24 protein-coding genes are annotated in these 20,636 nt (G+C 42.0%); 14 read left to right on the top strand and 10 right to left on the bottom strand.

The window, feature by feature from the left end; translation table 11 throughout:
• Window positions 1-8: 8 nt before the first annotated feature.
• The 12 genes from LEP1GSC052_RS02790 (at window position 9) to LEP1GSC052_RS02735 (ending at window position 9,127) form a co-directional block, all read left to right on the top strand.
• Window positions 9-1,226 (top strand): tetratricopeptide repeat protein, encoded by a 1,218-nt coding sequence (locus LEP1GSC052_RS02790; protein ID WP_040912790.1) that lies wholly within the window; start codon window positions 9-11, stop codon window positions 1,224-1,226.
• A 227-nt stretch (window positions 1,227-1,453) separates the two neighbouring features.
• Window positions 1,454-2,008, top strand: coding sequence for an adhesin Lsa14 (gene lsa14 / locus LEP1GSC052_RS02785; protein ID WP_051185353.1), 555 nt, complete (start codon window positions 1,454-1,456; stop codon window positions 2,006-2,008).
• Window positions 2,005-2,331 carry a TRL-like family protein gene (locus LEP1GSC052_RS02780; protein WP_020986129.1) on the top strand — a complete coding sequence of 109 codons (327 nt, stop codon included), beginning with the start codon at window positions 2,005-2,007 and terminating at the stop codon, window positions 2,329-2,331. The genes lsa14 and LEP1GSC052_RS02780 overlap by 4 nt, the downstream gene beginning before the upstream one ends.
• A complete protein-coding gene (locus LEP1GSC052_RS02775; RefSeq protein ID WP_010574319.1) occupies window positions 2,328-2,690 on the top strand; it encodes a TRL domain-containing protein in 363 nt (120 codons plus the stop codon). The genes LEP1GSC052_RS02780 and LEP1GSC052_RS02775 overlap by 4 nt, the downstream gene beginning before the upstream one ends.
• 84 nt (window positions 2,691-2,774) lie before the next feature.
• Entirely contained in the window at window positions 2,775-3,113 is a 339-nt protein-coding gene (locus tag LEP1GSC052_RS02770) for a hypothetical protein (protein ID WP_020986696.1), read from the top strand.
• Window positions 3,110-3,448, top strand: coding sequence for a hypothetical protein (locus LEP1GSC052_RS02765; RefSeq protein WP_010574317.1), 339 nt, complete (start codon window positions 3,110-3,112; stop codon window positions 3,446-3,448). Before LEP1GSC052_RS02770 ends, LEP1GSC052_RS02765 begins: the two co-directional genes overlap by 4 nt.
• A 35-nt stretch (window positions 3,449-3,483) precedes the next feature.
• Window positions 3,484-4,197, top strand: a complete 714-nt coding sequence (locus tag LEP1GSC052_RS02760; RefSeq protein WP_051185378.1) for a hypothetical protein — start codon at window positions 3,484-3,486, stop codon at window positions 4,195-4,197.
• A gap of 13 nt (window positions 4,198-4,210) precedes the next feature.
• Window positions 4,211-5,095: a hypothetical protein gene (locus LEP1GSC052_RS02755; protein ID WP_010574315.1), complete on the top strand. Its 885-nt coding sequence runs from the start codon at window positions 4,211-4,213 to the stop codon at window positions 5,093-5,095.
• A 78-nt stretch (window positions 5,096-5,173) separates the two neighbouring features.
• Window positions 5,174-5,662, top strand: a complete 489-nt coding sequence (locus tag LEP1GSC052_RS02750; protein ID WP_020985876.1) for a DUF3015 family protein — start codon at window positions 5,174-5,176, stop codon at window positions 5,660-5,662.
• Between the two features lie 14 nt (window positions 5,663-5,676).
• Window positions 5,677-6,162 (top strand): DUF3015 family protein, encoded by a 486-nt coding sequence (locus tag LEP1GSC052_RS02745; RefSeq protein ID WP_010574313.1) that lies wholly within the window; start codon window positions 5,677-5,679, stop codon window positions 6,160-6,162.
• A 90-nt stretch (window positions 6,163-6,252) separates the two neighbouring features.
• Window positions 6,253-8,277, top strand: coding sequence for a lipoprotein N-acyltransferase Lnb domain-containing protein (locus LEP1GSC052_RS02740; RefSeq protein ID WP_040913233.1), 2,025 nt, complete (start codon window positions 6,253-6,255; stop codon window positions 8,275-8,277).
• The gene (locus LEP1GSC052_RS02735; protein WP_010574312.1) at window positions 8,240-9,127 is read left to right on the top strand and encodes an alpha/beta hydrolase; all 888 of its coding nucleotides are present in this window, start codon (window positions 8,240-8,242) and stop codon (window positions 9,125-9,127) included. The genes LEP1GSC052_RS02740 and LEP1GSC052_RS02735 overlap by 38 nt, the downstream gene beginning before the upstream one ends.
• On the opposite strand, the gene LEP1GSC052_RS02730 is transcribed toward LEP1GSC052_RS02735, so the two are convergent.
• Window positions 9,117-9,584: a hypothetical protein gene (locus tag LEP1GSC052_RS02730; protein WP_010574311.1), complete on the bottom strand. Its 468-nt coding sequence runs from the start codon at window positions 9,582-9,584 to the stop codon at window positions 9,117-9,119. The genes LEP1GSC052_RS02735 and LEP1GSC052_RS02730 overlap by 11 nt on opposite strands.
• 123 nt (window positions 9,585-9,707) lie before the next feature.
• On the opposite strand from LEP1GSC052_RS02730, the gene LEP1GSC052_RS02725 reads away from it, so the two are divergent.
• Window positions 9,708-10,169 (top strand): hypothetical protein, encoded by a 462-nt coding sequence (locus LEP1GSC052_RS02725; RefSeq protein ID WP_010574310.1) that lies wholly within the window; start codon window positions 9,708-9,710, stop codon window positions 10,167-10,169.
• A gap of 9 nt (window positions 10,170-10,178) precedes the next feature.
• Here the strand turns inward: LEP1GSC052_RS02725 and LEP1GSC052_RS02720 are convergent, their stop codons facing one another.
• The 5 genes from LEP1GSC052_RS02720 to LEP1GSC052_RS02700 form a co-directional block, all read right to left on the bottom strand.
• Window positions 10,179-10,985: an ABC transporter permease gene (locus LEP1GSC052_RS02720; RefSeq protein ID WP_020985758.1), complete on the bottom strand. Its 807-nt coding sequence runs from the start codon at window positions 10,983-10,985 to the stop codon at window positions 10,179-10,181.
• 5 nt (window positions 10,986-10,990) lie between these two features.
• On the bottom strand, window positions 10,991-11,776 hold the full coding sequence (locus LEP1GSC052_RS02715) for an ABC transporter permease (protein ID WP_010574308.1): 786 nt from the start codon (window positions 11,774-11,776) through the stop codon (window positions 10,991-10,993).
• Window positions 11,773-12,750, bottom strand: a complete 978-nt coding sequence (locus tag LEP1GSC052_RS02710; RefSeq protein ID WP_020986487.1) for an ABC transporter ATP-binding protein — start codon at window positions 12,748-12,750, stop codon at window positions 11,773-11,775. Before LEP1GSC052_RS02710 ends, LEP1GSC052_RS02715 begins: the two co-directional genes overlap by 4 nt.
• Before the next feature lie 77 nt (window positions 12,751-12,827).
• On the bottom strand, window positions 12,828-13,937 hold the full coding sequence (locus tag LEP1GSC052_RS02705; RefSeq protein WP_020986271.1) for a hypothetical protein: 1,110 nt from the start codon (window positions 13,935-13,937) through the stop codon (window positions 12,828-12,830).
• A 53-nt stretch (window positions 13,938-13,990) separates the two neighbouring features.
• Complete coding sequence (locus LEP1GSC052_RS02700; RefSeq protein WP_010574303.1) at window positions 13,991-14,461, bottom strand: hypothetical protein; 471 nt, start codon at window positions 14,459-14,461, stop codon at window positions 13,991-13,993.
• Between the two features lie 302 nt (window positions 14,462-14,763).
• Here LEP1GSC052_RS02700 and rlmD point away from each other — a divergent pair, with 302 nt between their 5' ends.
• Window positions 14,764-16,161: a 23S rRNA (uracil(1939)-C(5))-methyltransferase RlmD gene (rlmD, locus tag LEP1GSC052_RS02695; RefSeq protein ID WP_010574302.1), complete on the top strand. Its 1,398-nt coding sequence runs from the start codon at window positions 14,764-14,766 to the stop codon at window positions 16,159-16,161.
• 38 nt (window positions 16,162-16,199) lie between these two features.
• On the opposite strand, the gene LEP1GSC052_RS02690 is transcribed toward rlmD, so the two are convergent.
• The 4 genes from LEP1GSC052_RS02690 to LEP1GSC052_RS02675 form a co-directional block, all read right to left on the bottom strand.
• The gene (locus LEP1GSC052_RS02690; RefSeq protein WP_240631091.1) at window positions 16,200-17,291 is read right to left on the bottom strand and encodes a hypothetical protein; all 1,092 of its coding nucleotides are present in this window, start codon (window positions 17,289-17,291) and stop codon (window positions 16,200-16,202) included.
• A 170-nt stretch (window positions 17,292-17,461) separates the two neighbouring features.
• Window positions 17,462-18,751, bottom strand: coding sequence for a tetratricopeptide repeat protein (locus tag LEP1GSC052_RS02685; RefSeq protein WP_167593874.1), 1,290 nt, complete (start codon window positions 18,749-18,751; stop codon window positions 17,462-17,464).
• A gap of 107 nt (window positions 18,752-18,858) precedes the next feature.
• Window positions 18,859-19,971, bottom strand: coding sequence for a FecR domain-containing protein (locus LEP1GSC052_RS02680; protein WP_010574298.1), 1,113 nt, complete (start codon window positions 19,969-19,971; stop codon window positions 18,859-18,861).
• A gap of 115 nt (window positions 19,972-20,086) precedes the next feature.
• Complete coding sequence (locus LEP1GSC052_RS02675) at window positions 20,087-20,554, bottom strand: hypothetical protein (RefSeq protein ID WP_010574297.1); 468 nt, start codon at window positions 20,552-20,554, stop codon at window positions 20,087-20,089.
• Window positions 20,555-20,636 lie beyond the last annotated feature (82 nt).

Below are 20,636 nucleotides of genomic sequence, written 5' to 3'. Positions count from 1 at the left end.
GAAACCTCTTGTTTTTTTTCAATGTTCCGATGTTTAAAAAGATGGGAAGAATTCTACCTGACAGAGCGCCGAGGAAACTGCTATCCACTTGGTTCTTTTTTGTACTTTGCACAGGTTATTCAACGCTCTTTGGGAATTCAACCTTTTCTTACGACGAGTTGCTCCGACAGGCTCGGGAAGAATTGGAACGCCTCCGTTACGACCAAGCCCTTCAAAAACTGGAAATCGCGGATTCTCTCGGTAAAAAAAGAAACGGACTTTATTACGAAATCGAAGGAAGGGCCTGGATCGGAAAAGGAGATCTAACGACGGCGATGCAAAGTTTTGAAAAAAGCGTCGAGGTCGAACCGAGTCATCCGACGCTTTGGACCGAACTTGTGGAAGGATACGAAGAATTAAAAAAACCCGCGAAGGCCTTTCAGTTTGCAAGACTCAGTCTATCTAAGAATCACGAAAATCCTCTGCTCCGATACAAGACCTTGGTTTTGAGTTCCAGACTCGGAAACTTGGAATACTACAACGAAACTCTCCATTGGATTCGGGAGAATAATCCCTACAAAAACGATTTGCCTGCGATCGAGGCGGAGGTCAAAACCGCTCACGAATCCGGAAAGATCGACGAAACCATTTCCAAATGCAAAAAATTCCTTCTTTATTTTCCGGAAAATCCGTATCTTCACAGAATTCTTCTTTTGTCGTTGAAGAAAAAAAAATCTCCGAACTTGGAACAATCCCTTTTGAACCGGGCGGCGATCTTTCGAAACGAGCCCATCTTCGCCTACGAGTCCGCGCTGGAGTTCCTACAAAACAGAAGATTCAACGACTCGCTCGCGCTCGCAAGAAGAGCCTATTACCTAAGCCTTAAAAAAAACGGAAAAGCCGAAAAGGAGATTCTTTATCCTCTGCATAGAATCTACCGACAACAGGGTTCGACAACCGACATACAAGCGATCGAAATTCTCCAGGAAATCGTGGAAAGCGGACGCACCGTCGACGAAGAATTCTTAGACAAAAAACTCAAACAAACCGGATACAACCGGGAACTACTTCTGTTCTCACTCTTCCATCTTCAAAAAAATCCGAGCCGTACTTCCGACCTCAAAAAGGAAGAATGGACATCCGACTTTGAAAGACTTCGAAAACGACAAGAAGACGAGGACTTATCCAAGGTCGTATCTCCGTTCGCATACGATTCGGAAGAATCCACCTTTTTGTCCGAAAAATAACATTCTATTTTTTGAATTCTTGCAAACTATCGCGTTTCCATCTGTAGACAGGTTTGTCGACCGAAAACGAACCCGAATTCTCGGTTCGAAGGTCAAACTCGAACGTCGCATCCGATCTTTGAATCCGTTAGAAATAAATGATTTCATAACCTTTTTTTAAGAAAAAGCGGGATTTCGTGTCGGGAACCGATCGGCCCACGAGCTATAAGAATGTAAGCGGAGGATTTATGATTTTACAGATACGACTTCCCGATCAATTTCAAATTCCGATCGTAAGAATTTCGAAACGAATCCTGATTCTGGGTTTTCTTTGGAACCTCGTTTCCTGCACGGGGATCAACGTCCTCAATTCTCCCGTGGGACCCGAAGAGATGAACACAAATCCGACGCCCGCTTACGGAAGACCTTCCTTCGAACTTTGGTATAAGGGAGGACTTATCTATCACAACGAATCGATTCCGAATACGATTACCGGAAACGCAAAAAGTGTGGAGCGGGGAGAATCCTGTTCCCGTTCCGTTCTCGCGCTATTCGCTTGGGGAGATTCTTCGATCCAAAGCGCGGCTCAAAAATCGAATATTAAAAAAATTGCACATATAGAATACGAACATACCGCGGTTTTAGGAATCGGCTATCACAGTTTCTGCACGATCGTCAAGGGAGAATCCCAGACCGCAATCAAGGTTTCCGAAGAAGTGAGGGAGAAAAAATCGGCGGCGACGGCTCCCGTTCCTAAGCCCGTCGCGGATCAAAAGGAATCCGCGGAAGGGGAAAAAGAATGAAACGAATTTTGAATATTCTACTTTTATTATCTTTAACCTTTTCTGTCTCACGGTGCGCGGCCGGTCCGGTCGGAGGGCTTCTATTCACGCACAATAAATATCCGGGAGAAATCAATCCTACGAACGACGTCAGACAAGAGGCAGTCGCCGAAGGATGTATTCACAGCGTGCTCGGACTCATCAGTTTCGGAAACGCGGGCGCGGGCAGTGTCGCGAAAAAGAACGGAATCCAAAGAATCGCGGTCATCGACTACAGCGTCCTCCAAATTCTCGCGATCGTCTACAGAAACCATTGTGTGATCGTTTCGGGAGAAAAAGAATGAAAAGAATTTTGAATATTCAAAAATTAGCGATCGTTTTGTTTTCGTTCGCGGGAATATTTCTCACCGGATGTATTGCCACCTCGGAACCGGCGCTTTTATTCTCATACAACACGCAACATCTTCTTTCCAAAACGAACGGGAACATGATTTCTTCCGCCAAAATTTTGAGAAAGGGCGAAAGTTGCACCTATGCGATTTCCCTTTTCTATTACAACGCGACGTTTCGGGGACCCAAAAACAGCGTGGCCGATATAGCCCACGAGTTCGACATACAAAAAATCGCGGTCGTGGATTATTCTTCCTTTAGTTTTTTAGGACCCGTTTTTTATAAAAACTGCATCGTCGTTTGGGGGGAATGAAATTCGAACGTCTTCCGCGTTCGAATTAAAAATGACTTTACCGGATTCGAAACGATCACCAGACTTCAGATCCGAGTGGGTTTCATGAAATTTCGCATTCCGTTTTTACTTTGTATTTTGTTTCTTCTATTCTTCGCGAACTGTTCTTCGGATCACGTCGTCATTCAACGTCCTCTCACGGGAGAAGAAAAAACTCTCGGAAGAGTTCAAGGAAGCGCCTGCGGATTCTTAGGCGTATTGGTTCCTTGGTATTATTTTTTTCCCATCCAACAAAACTCGAAAGTGGAACGGGCGTATAACTACGCGGTTCAACAAATTCCGGGCGCGCGAGGATTGAAAAACATCACGATCGAAGAAACCTGGTTCTGGGCCGTGCTCGGAATCACGCAGTGTATGACCATTTCGGGAGACGCGATCCGATGAATCCGAAATTTTTCAGCCTCGTCCTTTTGTCGGCCTTGACCTTTTCCTGTATTTCCGATCCGATTTTTATTCCCGAGAATCCGAAAAAATTCAAACCGGATCAAAACACGATCACCTATCCCGCCTACGCGAAAGAATGCGGATTCGTTCTTCTATTTTTTATTCCGATCGGAATCAACGGTAGATTTGCAAAAGCCTACTCGAAAATTTCCGCGCAGGCAAAGGACGGAATTCTTTCGCAGATCTCCTTAGAGGAATCCTGGTACTACGGTTTTATCGGAACCGGCTACTGTACTACGATCACCGCCTTGGTCACTCGGGAGAGTTCCCCTTGAAAAAGAATCAAACATTCAAAATTTGTGATATTCTAATGTTTAAAAGAAAATCCTTAACCGAACGCCGATTCGGAGACTTTTTTCTTTCCGTTTCTATCCTTTCCCTGGTTCTTTTTTCGTTTTTGAACTGTATCTCCGTCCGCGTTTATATTCCCAAAAAAGGAACGGACGCGTTCGACGTGGGAAACTTGGATACGATTCCTCATCTTGCGGTTCCGAATCCGAATCCGCATTTTGAAATCGAAGAATCTCCGGAACTCAAATACGGCCCCTTTGCGAATCGAATTCCCTTCCTATTCTTACTTTCACCGAGGAGATTGCAGAACGAATACGGTTCCGTAGGAACGATCATCGCAAGAGAATTGGATCGAAACAGAAACGAATACAAAACGAATCAGAAATATACGATTCTGATCAATAACTTCGAATTGAAAACGGAGGATTCCTGTTTCGGCGGAAACAATACGAGCGTTAAACTCGATATCGACGTGTTGAATTTGGAAAAAAAAGAAAACCTTTTGAATTTTCATTTCGAGGATTCCATAGAATCGAACGTGACTGACTGTAATTTTGTTTTGGCAACCGGAACGATCGTGGGTTGGCTGATCTACATGCCCTATCTCGGATTTCGAGGAAACCGAGAGGATCAACTCAATCAACTCGGCAGGACGGCTTTATTAGAATTTTCTGAAAAACTAAAGTCCGCTTTGGAAAAGTCCGCCAAAACGATTTCTCCCCAAAAAAAGTAGGAAACTGATTCTTATGCATCCTTTCTTAAAATTTTTCAGCGCCTTTCTTCTTCTTTCATCCTTGTTTTTTTCCATAGGTTGCACGTATTCCGTAGAAAAAAAATACATCCACGCAAAACCGTATTATCCGAATCAAAACTACTTCGACGAAAACAATCCTCAATTCGAAGAAGGGGAACCGTATTGGTTTTTGGATTTTATGGGAAACGTCTTTGGCGTTTTAACCAAACTCATTCTCTGGAATCGGAAGATGAACAATCACCGCTTCTCCGAAGAAACGAAAAATTATCTCAAGGATTATATCCGGGAAAATAATCTCAAAGACGTAAAGGTCCGATTCAATCAATACGCGCCCATCGACGATCTCGTACAACTTTGGAGATCGGATACTGTGCATCCGATTTTGAAATACACGATCGGAATCGCGAACTGGATCGTGGGAGTGATCTTTCCGGGAAGACTTTTCGCCGGATTCTTGAACGGAGGAGATCATTACAATCCGTATTCGAACACGATCAATCTTTACAGTGATCTTCCTTCCGTGGTGTTGCACGAAGGCGGCCATTCGAAAGACTTCGCTCTTAGAAAATACAAATCCTTTTACAGCCTCGGTTATTCTTTTCCGATCGTAGGTCCGTTGTATGCGGAAGCGAGAGCGTCGGACGACGCGCTTCGATATCTCAGACATAGATGCGATCTAAAGAACGAGTTACTCGCCTATCGTACGTTATATCCCGCTTACGCGACCTACGCGACTGGACCGATCTTAAGTTCCGTGGGAGAATTGGTCGGCTTGGCCGCTTCGATTCCCGGTCATATCGTAGGTTATCGAAAAGAGAAACGAGTCGAGAAGGAAGAAATTCCAGAATGTAAACTCGTGGAAGAGATTTCGAAGTGAGATTTCTCAAGTCGAAAACCAATTGACATATTCTTCAAAATGGAAAATAATTCTCTATTCTCATTTTGGAGTTACACTGTGAAAAAAAAGATCTCATGGATCCTTTTGACGTTTTCCTGCATCACTCTGCTGAGTCCGTTATCCGCAAAGGATTACCACGTAGCGGGATGCGGCTTAGGTTCCTTATTCTTCAAAGAAAACAAGATGGTTTATCAGCTTCTTGCCGCCACGACCAACGGGACCGGACTACAAACCGTGGGAATCACGATCGGAACTTCCAATTGTGCGACCGACGGACTCGTTAAAAACGAAAAAGTTCAGGAAGTATTCGTATCGGTCAATTACTCTTCCCTTGAACAGGAAATGGTGACGGGTAAAGGAGAGAAGTTAGACGCTCTTTCCTCCTTATTCGGATGTCCGGCCGAGATGAACGAAAGATTTTCTTCCCTCGCTCAAAGCCGTTATACGAAACTGTTCGTGCCGAACGGAACTCCGGCGACCTTATTGGACGGAGTCAAAAACGAAATTCTTCAGGACGAAGTTTTAGCTTCGGCTTGTAAAATCTAAGGAGAAGGAACAGAATGAAAACGAATTATAAAATCCTAATCCTTCTTTTGGCCGTTTTTTCGCTCTCCTTTACGAAAAACGTTCAGGCCTACGGCGCCGCAGGTTGCGGTCTTGGTTCCGTAGTAATCACGGAAAACAAAGTGGTACATCAAGTGATCGCGGCGACGATCAACGATCTTTTTTCCGCGAACCAATTAACCGGAATCACCACCGGAACCCTCAACTGCAAAACGGACGGGGTCACTCAAAAATCAAAAGAACAGGAGATTTTCGTTCACCTAAATTACGATTCCTTAATCTTAGAATCGGCTCAGGGAAAGGGTGAAAAACTCGAAGCATTCGCTTCTCTTTTGGAATGTAAGGATCCAAAGGCATTCGCGGATCTTACAAGAAAGAATCATTCTTCTTTGTTTGCAAACGCGGATCCTTCCGATTTTCTGATTAAAATCAAATTGGAAATGAGCAAGGACGCGATTCTTTCCAAGAGCTGTAAAATCTGATCTTTCAAAGGCTTTCGGAATCTCCGAAAGCCTTTCTGTAAATTCTCATTCTTGAATATTCAAAAAAATAAAAGTAGAATTTTCTTTTCTATTCGTTCCGTTCTGATAAGCGCGATTTTCAACACCTTCTTTCTTTTTCCCGTCTTTGCGCAAGAAAACCCGCAACCGGAATCGTCGCTTGAATCTTATCTAAACTCCGCGGAAACACAAAAACTTTCCGAAGAGCGCTATTGGCTTTTGTTGTTGCACTATCGAAAATCGATCTTTGGAAATTCAAAAAGCGAGATCGACGGCCGGGATTTTTTTCTATCTCCGAACGGAAAGTGGAATCCGAAGGAAGAATTGAACGAAACGATCCGGGGATTTTTTAGAACTCCGAGCGAAGAGGAGATCGAAGAAAAAAAACTGCATCCTATCTGCAAGTATCCGGAACGGTTTCGTTGGTTGGATTCACAGCTTCATTTTGATAAAAATTCTTTACCGAAAATTCGGTGCGCGCGATTTGAAAATTGGATTCAGGCCCTAAACCCCACTTCGATCCAACTCATCTTCGCTTCCTTTTATCTGAACAACCCGGCTTCCTTATTCGGTCACAATCTTTTAAAGATAGGAAGCGAGAATCCGAATCGATCGGAGATATTGGATTACGCCGTAAACTTTGCGGCGAATTACTCGAAAGAAGACGGAGCCTTAACGTATGCGGTGCGCGGTTTGTTCGGCGGCTATCCGGGATCGTTCAGCATCTTTCCGTATTATTATAAAATCAACGAATACAACGATATGGAAAGCAGGGATCTCTGGGAATACGAACTGAACGTGGAACCTTCGGACGCAAAAAGAGTGACCTCTCATATCTGGGAGCTCGGTTCGACTTACTTCGATTATTATTTTTTGGATGAGAATTGTTCGTATCATCTATTGTCTCTTTTGGAAATCGCAAAAACCGATCTTCATCTTCGGGAAGAATTCAATCTTTACACGATTCCTTCGGATACGGTAAAACTCGCATTGAGTAAAGAGGGCTTGATCCGCGGGAAAACGTATCGACCTTCCCTGACTTCCAAGATGGAACAGAAGATCAAAGAGTTGTCTCCGATCGAAAGAGAAAAATTCTACGAATACCTTTCCTCCAAAATCGAATTAACGGATTTGTTAAACGAATTCAAAGGGGAACGTCTAGCGCATATTTTGGACGCGATCCTGGACGCCAAACGATTTCAAAAAACATTAGAAAAACAAAATATACAAGACGAACAAAAATATAGGAATCTGCTCGTGGAAAGAAGCAGACTCCCCTTCCCTCCGATCCTTTCCCGAGAACCGACCTCCGCCCCACCCGAGGAAGGACACGGAAGCGGTAGAATCAAGATGAATCGAGGAGCTTCCAACCTGGGCGGTTATACGGATATTTCCGTGCGCGCCGCGTACCACGACTTTATGAACTACGACAAAGGTTTTGTTCCGTTTTCGACGATCGAATATTTTTCGATGCAGCTCAGACAATACGACCTTCAAAAAAATCCGCACTTGGAAGAATCCAGTCTGATAAAAATTCTTTCCTTGGCTCCGGTGACTCCGATCCAAACGCCTCTTTCTTTTTTCGTCGATTTCGGAACCGATTCCTCGATGATAAAATCCGAGTATCCGAGTTCCAATCGACTTCTTTATCTTCCGTTCTTATCCGATCCGAATTCGGTTTCCATCCTTCATTCGATCTATGATGATAAAAAAGAAAAACGAGAAACACCGTATCGAGTATCCAATCTAAACGCGGACACTACGTTCGGTTATTCGTTATCGAATCGCGATTCGGAAAGTTCTTTCTCTTGGGTGATTTCGCTTCAAGCGGGCGCCAAGGGCCGCGGAAATTCTTATTACCGGGAAGGTCTATTGGCCGCGCCTCAAGTCGCATTATTTTCCGCTGTCGCTTATCAAAAATGGAAGTTCGGACTTTCGGCTCAGTATTTCGTTTTCTCCGTTTACGGTTACAAGGACGATTATAAAATTTCTCCGATGATCAGCGTTTCCCTTTCTCAGAATTGGGAAATACGATTGGAAGGAAAGGCACAAAGGTATTATGAAGAACTTCAATTCTCCTCTTCTTTCTTTTTTTAAGGGAAGAATTTTGCGTACGGCCTCGTGCCTTGTCGTATTATTTTTTTCGTCTTGTTCCTCACTATTTTATCAACCCACTCAGGAACGTTATTGGAAACCGGACGCGCTCGGTTTTACCTTTCGAGAGGAAGAATTTATCACTCCGGATGGAGAGACTTTGAAACTCTGGAGAATCGGTTCGAAAAATTCCAAACCGAAAGGTGTGATTCTTCAGTTTCACGGAAACGGCGAAAACAGGACTAGTCATTTTACGAGTCTGGTTTGGCTCGTAAATCACGGTTATCAACTGGTGTCTTTCGATTATAGGGGTTATCTGGATTCCAGCGGAGTCGCGGAACGAGAGGGAATTCATAAGGATTCGATCGCGCTTATCAAAAAAGAATTAGAATATTCTAAAATTCAAAACCTTCCTCTGATCGTCTACGGCCAAAGCCTAGGAGGGGCGATCGCCGCTCGGGCCGTTTCGGAGATCGGAGACAAATCGGGGATGTTGTTGGTCGTTTTGGACGGAAGTTTTTCGAGTTATCGAAAGGTTTTTAAAAGCGTTCTCAGAAATATCTTTTTTACTCCGATCGACCTTATCTTCGGAATTTTTATGGACGATTCCTTTAGTCCCGAGGAAACGATCGGAACGATTTCTCCCGTTCCGATTTTAATCATTCACGGAACCGAAGATCCGGTGGTTCATTACGAAAACGGAATGAACTTATTCAAAAACGCAAAGGAACCAAAGTGGTTCTGGGAAGTTCGTGGCGGGGGCCACGTAAACTGGATGGCGTTCGGGAATTCGAAAGAATCTAAGAATTTTCTAATATTCTTGGATTCTTTAATACGCAACTTCAATCCGTAGAATTCTCGTGACGATCCATGTGGGAAGAATCGATTAAAAATTCGATCGCGGCTTCCTTGTTCAATTCCTTAAAATGGAGCTCCGGAAACGCAAAAAAACTTTCGTTAAAAAGAAAATAATCCACGAAATAGGTTTTATTCTTCCCCAAAAAAAGAATTTTTTCCGCGTCCCTCGAATTCAAACGATAATATCCCTCTTCGAGATTCATTTGGATGTATTCTCCGTCGCCTAACACGACTTCGGCGTAAAAAAACGGAGCGGAATTTTGAAACGTTCCCGCATATTTGAATACGGAAATTTTTTGTTTCCAAAACGCCAAAGGAATCCGGGAAGGACGAAGCAGATACAGGGACGCTTGTTCCGTAGATTCTTTTTTCAATCGTATGAATTTGGATTTCGAGGCGCCGCATCCGATCCAAAAATAAAACAGAATGCAGAATGAAATTTTTTTCGCCATGTGGAATCAATGGATTCTCCTCCGAGAAAGCGATCAAGGAGATTTTCCGGATCGAGACAATTCAATAAATTCCGAGAAATAGGATTTGGCAATCCGAGCCTCTTCCCTGAAATGGGAATTGTAATGAATATCGAACTTACTCGCGAACAATACGAAGCCCTTCTTAAATCCTTGGCGATCACTCGGTTCTTATACCATTCCATTCTCGAGGAAGAGGAACCCGCGCCGGATCGATTGGATTCTTATGACGCTTACGAAGACATGGAACAACAGGTTTTATCCTATGCGAAAGCTTTGGAAGTTTCCCATCTTGTCGCGTATGATAGCGAAGAAGAACTTCATTATCTTACAAGAGAATTCGAAGAGAAAACCGATATCTCGGATCTGATCACGGAATATCAGGACAGCATCTTTTGGGACGAACTCGTTCAGAGACTCGCGGCCAGAGACTTTATGAGAACTTACAACGAGGCCGAAATCAAAGGAATGGCGATCGAAGAAAGAATCGAAAAGGAAGCTCCTTTCATTTCCAAATACGAGGAAATCTTTACCGAATCCGGCATCGAAACCTTAGAACTAAAATAATTTCCGATTTTAGGTTCCGGTCGACTCGTATCTTTTTTGACCTTTCTTCCAAAGAATCAAGGAACCTAAAAACAAAAAACATCCCACCGGAAAATTCAAGTATATAAAGAAAGGATGAAATAGGGATTCGGAATTCTTATCCAAAAAATAATGGGCCGGATAAAAATTCACGAAACCCAAAGGCAATAAAAACGTAAGAAGAATCCGAATCGATATATTGTAGATATTCATCGGATACATCATAAATTCCCGGCTCGAAAAGATCACCAAGTGGACCAGGGAATAATTCTGAACCGCGTAAAATGCGATCGAAGCGATCGCGATTCGAATTCCCGCCAAGATCATAGCGCTTCCGATGACCGCGATCAACAACATACAAATCTTCGAAAAAGTCCATTCAATATTCGTAAACTGATTTGCGACGAGAAACGTGATCACACCCAAAACGAGATGAAGAAGTCCGGATATATCGAAATGATTCATGAGCACTTGCCCGATCGGAGACAAGGGTCTTAAAAGATAACGATCGTATCCTCCGTCCCGCACGAGAGAACCGAATTCCACCATTCCCGAAAAAACGGATGCGACGATTCCCTGAGCGAATATGAGCAAACTATAAAGAAAGGCGATTTCTCCCCGAGTCCATCCGCCGATCGAACTGAACTTGGAAAGTAGAATGAAGATCGTCCCCGCCTGCGCCGAGTAAAAGACGAGTAACGTAACGAGATAGATCCAAAAACTCGCCTTGTATTCCATGTGAGATTGTACGGATGATACCGCGAGTTTGAGATACGTTTTGAACGGAAAGTCGCGCATCGATTTTATCCTCCCGCCAATTCCAATCGTTTCAGACCGGAAAGATATACGGCCGAAGCCAAACCCGTCAACACTCCGATCATCAAAAAATATCGGAGGACGAGTTCTTCGAAACTCATTCCGATTTCTCGGCCCGTGATCACTTGAGTCGGATAGTAATATAAATACGGAAACGGAAGCCAAGAAGAAACGTTTCTTAGAACTTCGGGAAAAAGATCCAAGGGGACGACCGCGCCCGAAAACAACGTGATGAGCGCGAAATACAAAAGGAAGAATGAAAAAATTTCCGTAAAATAAAAGGACAAAGATGAAATCGTAAATCCGATCAAAAAGAAAATCAAAAACGCAAGAGTATAAACGATCAGAAAAGCCGCAAAAGAATGGAGATCGGGAACGAATCGCAAATCCAAAACGAGATACGCGAGTATCAATAACGGAAGCGATCTTGAAAACAGATGATAGAGACTGACTCCGATCGTATCCGCAAAGACGATCAATGGAAATCGAACGGGCTTGAGTAGATCAAAGACGATCGTTCCATTTTTAATCTTGGACGAAACGAGCCCGTCTTGTCTTCCGAAAGACACCTTAATCAAAGTCGCAAGTACCGAATAAAGGATTAAAGAATTCTTATCTCTTCCGCTTTCAAAATCGTTTACGTTGATCGATTCCCATACCGATGTGAGGATCGCGAGATACAAAACCGCGTTTAAGATTCCGGTAAAGTATTCGAGTTTGTATGTGGAAGATCGTTGAAAGGCTTTGGAAACGACCTTTAAATAAAGTTTCAAGACCTTTCCCCATAGATCTGTTTGATTACCGCGGATAGATCCGGCTTTTTATGCACGATTTCTAATATTTCAAATCCGGAAGAACCTAAAACGGATAAAAGCCCGTTTAAGGATTGCCCTTCTCTTACGGTCACGTTTACCGAATTCGGATTCCCGTTTTGCGTCCGGTGAAACTCGGATGGAAGCGAAAGTTTTCCGTTTCCTTTATAATGAATTTCAACGATATTGTCCGTTCCTCCCAAGTTTCGAAAAGAATTCAAATCTCCGTCGAAGCGGATCTTTCCGTGGTCGATCAATACGATTCTTTTGGCGAGGGATTCTATGTCTTGAACGTCGTGAGTCGTAAGTAGAATCGTGACTTTCTCTTCTCGGTTGATCGTTCGTATAAATTCCCTTACCCTTTCCTTGACCAACACGTCGAGTCCGATCGTCGGTTCGTCTAGAAAAAGAACTTTAGGAAAGTGTAATAAACTGGCCGCGATTTCGGCCTTCATTCTTTGTCCTAAACTTAACTTTCGAACCTGCTGTCTGAAAAATTCGTTCAGTCCCAGCAGATCCTGAAACATCTCCATTCTTTTTTTGTACTCTTTCGTTTCGATTTTATAAACGGACTTCAATAAGTCGAAGGATTCTCCCACGGGAAGATCCCACCAAAGCTGCGTTTTTTGCCCGAAAACAACTCCGATCCGTTTCGAATTTTCCCGTCTGTCCTTCCAAGGATCCAATCCGAATATGGATATGTTTCCCTGATCCGGCGTTAAAACTCCGGTCAATAATTTAATGGTAGTGGATTTACCTGCTCCGTTGGGTCCGATATATCCAACGAATTCTCCGGGTCGGATCGTAAAGGAAATGTCGTCCACCGCTCGGATGGTTTCTTTTTTGGAATAGAATAAAGATCCGATTGCCCCGAGCAATCCTGGATTTCTTTTGCTGATTTGAAACGATTTTTGTAGATGTTCGACTGAGATCAAAGGTTTACCCTATAGTAGGACTCTGTCAAACCGACTTTGGGCTATTGGAAATTCAAAACAAGTCACTTAAATGAAAATTATTTCTGCCTATTGTTTTTCTCAATTTTCGCAAGCATAAAATGAATGAATACTTCGAGGGAGGCTTTATCTCTCATCAACCAAAAATAATGATCGTTTCTCCAAGCTCCGAAGTTATATGCACCTTTCATATAACTATCTCCAATCAAAGCTAAACCTTCATTAGGTCCGTAAGAAGAAAGCAAGCTTTGATAATATTCGTAAGCTCGTAACGAAACGTAACGATCCATCGGTAAACCGATGATATTAATCACGATCATCGACTCAGGAATCTCAATATCTGCAAATAAAGGTGATCCTGGATCTCTTTTTATACTCTGAAAACCGGACCAATTGAATTGTTTGAAAAAAAACGCAATTCTTGTTTCGGAAGTTTTGCGCCAACTTTGATTTACCGTATTTACAATAGGCGTCCCTTTATTAATTCCTCCAATATTAAACCAACCGAGAACCCTCTTAAAATATTTCTCCTGACCACATTTTTGAATCGCAGTTTTAACGTCTGCGCCGCCCTTACTAGTAGATACCAAAATGATGGAAAGATCAGGAGCTTCTTTCGAAATATAAGAACAAATCATCTCGCCGTTTTCTTGAATTGTCCCCGTTTCATCAACTGGCACATAATCGAATTTTAGACCGATCGATGTAATTATATGTGCAAGCCCTAGAAGATGATTGTCCTGACCAGAGTTTTTATAAAACATACCAGGAACATGGATTACTTTAATGTTTGTTGAAGTCGTTACGATCTGTGAATTTTTCGCGGAATCATTTTTTCCAAACTTGCTAACGAAAGAATGAATTTCTTCAGATTTCACATCTGAAATCAACGATTGATAATAATAAGATAACGCAAAGTCTACACCGTATTTCTTTGCTAAATTTAAAAGTATATTCGTATCCAATTGCTCGATCGAACGTTTATCTACATTTTTAAGATAATGATCCGCTAAGCTTAAGCTCTCGAATTCGTCTTCGCAGACGTCTCGTAGGAAATAAATTTGTTTTTTACATTCTTTTTCATACAAAGAGTATTCTCGAATGTTGACTCTGAAAAAAGAACAGGAAGCGAATAAGAAAAAGAGTAGAAGGATAGATTTATTTTTCACGAACAGCTAAAAGTTTCCGGGAGACATCCCCCGGAAACGAAAGTAAATTTCTATTATTTTGTTTTCGCTGGAGTAGAAGCAGATCCGCCAAGGACTACAACTTCACCAGTTGCCATAAAATACTTCAGACCTAGAGGTCCGATGAAAGGAATAAAGATTGGAATAGCGTAAGCGCCAAAGCTAACTTTAACTACAGCGTTTCCACCTCTTGCTTTTGCTTCTTTCACAAGTTCTTGTGTAAGAAGTTGCTCAACGTCACCTGCGGTTCCGTTGTTTACCCATCTGAAGGATTCGTTAGTAATTAAGTTACCGCCGCCTGCAGCAGTGATTCTTGGTCCACTTGTTGCGAATCCAACATCTTGTTTTTCAACAACGATAGTTCCTAAGCTAGTGAAAGAACCGTTTGGTTGTGCAGATGTAACTTGGATTTCCGTTGGGTGCTTAACGTAAGTAGTTTCTGTAGAGCAATTTGCTACAAATCCGATAAGGATTACAGAAAGAACTGCCAATTTAATTAGTTTCATTTGGTCTCCTGAGACATTTGATCTTTTTCAAAACATAACAATTCGGAGAGTCATCCATTAAAATGCTATGTTTGAAAAAGGTTCGATTGGAAATAATAGAAAATTTAACAAATTGGGTCAAGAGAAAGTAGAAATAAACTTATGTATTTTTTTAAAATTATTATAAAACGAATATCAAACAAAGAAAGGTTTGATAAAAATAGTATGTCCCTCGTTATATCCTTTATAAAGCCAAAGCGGACATCACTTCGCATTTTTTATCACTTTTTTGTTTTTGATCTATTTCTTATTAAAAATCTTCTATGTCAGACACAAATCCTCTCCCTCATAGACTGGACGGCATCGCTGAAGTCGAAAAAATCGGAACAAACCTCCGAGGCATTCTTACCTTTGAAAAAAACCGTATCGAAGTCCCTTATTCTCTTCCGGGCGATTCGTATAACGTCACACTGTTCAAAAAGAAACGAAGAAAACCTTCCGCAAAATTAGAATTAATTTCACAGGTTCCGAGAGCCGTCACGCCGCCTTGTCCTGCATTCACGCGATGCGGAGGCTGTTCCGCACAACATATCCCGTACGAAGAACAATTCATTTATAAAACGACCCAACTTTCCGAAAGTTACAAAAACGATTTCGGAATAGAGCCGGTTTTAATTTCGGCTCGGAAAACATTACATTACAGAAATCGAATGGACTTTGCCGTATTTCCGGGACCGATCATCGGACAAAGAGAATCCGGTTCATTCAGACATATCGTGGATTTGGAAACTTGTTTTATCCAGAGCGAAGAATCCAACGAAGAGCTAAAAAGATTCCGCAACTTGCTTTCTCAATTTCCGGATCTTCCCTATGATCGCAGATCGGATTCAGGATTTCTAAAGTATGTAACGCTTAGGAAAGCGAAGAACACTTCCGATTTGATGACCATTCTATCCTTTGTGGAAGAATTCAAAGATTCCAGCGAAGAAAAAGAATTTGCCGAAGCCTGTTTAAAACATCTAAAGGCGGATCATCTTCTGTTTTGTTTCAACCGAAGAAAGGGAGAAATATCGGCGATCGGAGAAGTTAAGATTCTCCGAGGAAAAGAATCTTATCAAGAACTTGTTTCCGAAAAAGAATTTCGAGTTCCTTTCGATTCTTTTTTCCAACCGAATCCGGAAGGCTTTCAGCCGATTTTGGATTTTATAGAAACGGAAATTCCGGAATCGGCGGATCATCTGATCGATCTATTTTGCGGTTCCGGTTTTTTCAGCAGAATCTTCGCGCATAAATTCAAAAAAATCACGGGAATCGATTCGATCGAAAGTTCCTTGCAGATTGCCCGCAAACAAATGGAATTCGATTTTCCGAATATTCAATTTTCTTATTTAAGAGAAGACTTATTTTCCAAAAAAGCGTCGACCGGTTTAGAAAATCTTTTTCAAGCTGAGGAGAATAACGTCTTGATCGCCGATCCTCCTCGGGCCGGACTCGGAGAATTCGTGATCGAGGCGCTGAAACATTCTAAGATTTCTTTTTTTCTTTATGTTTCCTGCAATCCGAGTTCGCAAAAAGAGGATTTGATGAAATTAAAGGATACATTTCGAATTCAAAAAATTCTAATCACAGATCCGTATCCGCAAACGCTCCACCTGGAATCGGTCGCATTTTTGAGCGCCAAAGACGCTCCATCGCTCGAGAATTCAATTCTCCGAACGTGAAGCGTCCCGGTATTCGAGGCGCATTAGAAAACTATTGATTATTTTTTAATAATATGAATCGAAGTCGGTTTTACTTCTTTCTGAGAAAACTCAAATCCGAAATCGGCCTTTCTTTCTCTCATCTTTTGGTAAAGATTGCTTCCGTTAAAAAGCGCTTCCACTTCTAAAACGATCATTTTATTCGTGTTGCCGCTACTCACTTCGGATACGCTGTTTACGCCTTTGATTCCACGAATCAAACCTTTTACGTCCTTATCCACGTAGTCGTCGTATGTAATTCCTTCCAGTTTTACGCGGATCAGATTTCCCGGTTTCCATTTCATTGAAATTTGATCGCGGATCTTTGGATAGGCCTTATCCACCGCTTTTCGAATCGCTTCTTGAGATCCGGTTTCGGGACTTACATGGGGAAAGGCTCCGTTCGTGTTATCTGCGGCGATGATTCTAGCCGTATTTACGTCAAAAATTTTAAAGCGAAGGACCGCTTGGTAGGATTTCAAACCGCTATCTTCGATATCACCCGCGTTCGTAACTTCGGCCTGACCTACCAATAAGATTTGAGCCTCCATTTCCGCGGCCGCGGAAATTGCCTTCCCTTCGGAAGATTGGTTTCCGTAAACTCCGACGGTTTTTCCGCCCTCTTTTGCAAGAATCCTGCTGAACTGATTCTTATCTAAAAAATCGAACTCGACAAATTTTTTGACGATCGCGTTTTCGGAAATAGAAACGGACGAACCTGCATTCGATTTTCCTAATATTTTCTCGTCGATAATCATGAGAAACTTAGGTTTGCCCAAATCGCGATATCGTTCCTTCAGCGCGTCCTCTACCGCTTTGCGACTCACCTTCCCTTTTGCGTCCCCTTCGAATAGATTCCCTTTTTTACGAAGAGAGCCGATGCGAGAAAATTCAGTCACAAATCCCTCGGTCGAAGAATTCACGATCATTTCTTTTAGCTGTCCGTCGATCGCTTGCGACCCGCCTTCGATCAATTCTCCGAGACCGTTTTCCAAAATTTTTCTTTTTGCGTTGAGTTCGAAATCGTCTTCGTTGATTCCCTGAACGTTGTTGACATAGACAAATTTATCTTGTTTTCCGGAACCGTCCTGCGTGGAGGAACAAGCGTTCATCAGCCAAAAAACGGCTATTACAAACGACAAAACCCATATTCTCGCGAAATATAGTTTAGAACGGGAGTTAGAAATATTCTGCATGTAAAAATCCTCGATTCAATATTACTTAAATTAAAACAAGAAGATCGCTTTCGATCGGAATGCGAGTAAGGTCGGCAAAAACTATATTAACTTTTCTTTTTGCCCGATTTTAACTTATTGGCCAGCTGAAGAAACTCGATAGCCTTTTTCTTTTCACCTAATTCAGATAAGACGACGGCTAAATTGTTTAAGGTCGCGATATATCCGTCCGATTTTCCCAAACCGAGTTTATCTTGAATGGATTTATCTTGGATGAATTTTTTTAGAGCTTCTTTATATTCTTTTTTTGCCAGATGTAAAAGCCCCTGATTGGTCAGCAAAGCCGCGTAAGAACTTGTGGAAGAAAGTCCGATCTCTTGATAGATGTTTTCCGCATCCTTATAAAGTCCGCCCGCAAATTCGGGTTCTCCGTTCTGCTTGTAAGCCGATCCGAGAGAAGTTAAAAGATCCGCGTAATCAAAAGTTTTATCCAATCCCAATGTAGTCAGTAAGGTTCTCGCGGATTCGAATAATCGGATTCCTTCTTTATACTGACCGAGATAAACGTGAAAAGAGGCGATTGTTTGAAGCGTATTCGCATACAGTTTCGTTTTCTTCAGTTTCAAGGATTCTTTCAATTCCTTGTCTTGAAGACACAACTGCATCGCCTTTTCCTTTTCTCCTAAGGAAAAATAGACGACACCTAAGTTGCAGAGAGTGTTTGCGTAATCCACCGTATTTTGAAGTTGTTTACGTTCGAGGACCTCTTTTTTTCTTACGAGGAACTCCATAGATTTTTTCGTTTCCCCGATTTGAAAAAGAGTATTGGCAAGATCTTCGAGAGCGTCCAAGTATTCGGGATCATTCTTCAAAGCGCTGATCAATAGGATCGCGGCCTTCTGCGGCTCGGAATAAAGAATATCGGAGGCCTGGGCATAAAACGAAAACGCAGATTCATTTTTAGTGGATGAATTGCTTACAAGAGCCGTATTTGCTTCGGCGTCGTCACTGTCTATGTTGGAAAGAAGATTCCCAACGATCTTTTCCTGCAGAGTAATCGGTTTTTCTAAACTGCCTCTCGTAGATGAACTTAAAACAAGCGAACCCTTTTGAGCGTCTGAAATTCTTACATTGACAAGGGCTACGCTTTGCTCGGCTTGAATGTCCCCGTTGCAGAAGTAATCGGCGGCGGTAATCTTACTGAGAAATTCCGCAGGATCGACTTCCTCTCCGTAGAGTTGTTTTTCCTTAATGAGTTTTAAAGCGTTGGCTTTTTCGGAAGGTCCCACAACTTCTAAAGTCGGAATTCTCGACAAACCGTTGGTCAAAGTGCTCGTCAAACCCGCGGCCATAGGCTTCAGTTTTTTGTTTTCTAAGTAATCAAATCTATCGATCAACAGACGTTTCTTTTGACCGTCGCTGGAAAGAAGATTCGCCTTTGTGGTCGAACAGGAAACAAAAAAAATTAAAAATAAAATCCGAATCAACACAAGATCACCGTTTCTTAAAATCTTAAACCCGACACTTGAGACTCAGAGAAGTGCAACTCGCCTTGCGGAGTTTTAACGTTATAGTTGCTGCCGGTCTGATAAATAATTCCGGTCACGTTTTGGCCGTTCTTTAAAACCAAGGTTTCGGCGCCTTTTCCAAGGACCTTACCCATGGTCGACAATAGAACCGCGTTATTTTCCTTGAGAGCGCTATCGATTTCCTTTTTCAATTCTTGTCCGGTCTTTTGATTGTTATCCGAAACACTCACGATCTCAGACGACTCTTTTTGAAGATCTTTTAAAGTATTTCCCGCCAAACCTTGAGAAGTTTTGATTTCTCCTACCGCAATGCTCTCCGGTAGTTTGGATTCCAATGCCGCGAGTTGTTTTTTAAGTTCCGCGTTTTCGGCCGGCTCGGTCGGCGTTTTGATATTTTTTAATTCCGGGCTTTCCAATAATTTCAAAAGTTCCGGATCTTTGAGTGCTTCTTTGATTTTTCCGTTCGTAACCGTTGTTTCCTTTCCGGATTCAAGAACCTGTCCTTGTCCAAAGGCCGCGTTGATTTTTTCCTTAGTCTTAGAATCCGTTTCTTCGGAGTTCATAAGAAGTTCCAACGTAGGATCGGAAGGCCGAACATCCACGCTTCCGTCGGCGACCTTAATGTTTGTTGTGGCGTCTTCTTTTACTACGACCTTAAACTGAGTTCCGACTACCATTGCCTTCATAGAAGGTGTGAAAATGAGAACGCTTTCGTCTTTTTGAAGTTTTTTTACCGAAAAAAGCAAATCCCCTCTTTTTAGAAAAACGATTAAAGTTCTTTTATCGTCTTTCACTCGAGAATAAAGATTCAGTTCCGTTTGCGTTTTCGCTCTAAAAGTAATTTGAGATTGGAAGCCACGAATCTGGATATCAGCAAGAGATCCGCTTCCGATTCGAATCGTTTGATCTCCTTCAATGATGTCCCCTGAATTGCTCGCTTTTTGATTAATTTCCACCGAGCCGACGATGAATGTGGGGATACTTGAAAAGTAACTTTTTTTCGAACCCGAATTCGAACTCCCTTGTTCTTTTGCACAACTTGCAATAAAAAAGATCAGCGTTACATAAATGATTAAGATTTTTTTCATCGTTGGAGTCCTTTTAATATATTATAATTTCCTAAAACTAGATTATCCTTGAAGGCGGATAACTTCTTCAAGGATAATCGTTAAATTCAATCTGATTTTTAATCAGAGAGCGTATTTAATTCTTCTTAATTCCAGAGACTTCTCTTTTCCTATAAACCGAAACTTTACCGTCCTTTGTTGTGACTACAACGGAATCCCCTGTCACTGCGGTTTTTACCCCGGTAATAATTTCTCCATTCTTGAGCGAAATAATATCGTTAAAATTGCCAGAATCTAAACTGGTAGTTGTTCCATATTCAGCGCATATAGAAGTACTTTTTCGAACGTTAACAAATAGCGGTAATATTCCATATATTTCCATTATCCACGCGGCCCAAAACGGACGCTCAAACTGAACTTCCTGTAAACCACCTTCGCATATCATATTTGGGCTATTCGCTCTAACGCCAAAAAGAGTAAGGGTCATACGTTCTTCAGGGATGCCGTTAGCCATTTTTTTAGTCGGATCGATAATTCTCATCGATATACAATTCGCAAACAAGAGAATTATTAAAGAGACACACTTAATAATATATAATTTCATTAATCTTTTCCTTTATTTAGCGCAAGTTACTTCAAGCTGAATGGGAACTACAATACCCCAAGTCGCAATTAAGGCCATATAT

The organism is Leptospira kmetyi serovar Malaysia str. Bejo-Iso9, assembly GCF_000243735.2.
Lineage (GTDB): Bacteria > Spirochaetota > Leptospiria > Leptospirales > Leptospiraceae > Leptospira > Leptospira kmetyi.
This window is presented reverse-complemented; position numbering and strand designations above follow the sequence as displayed.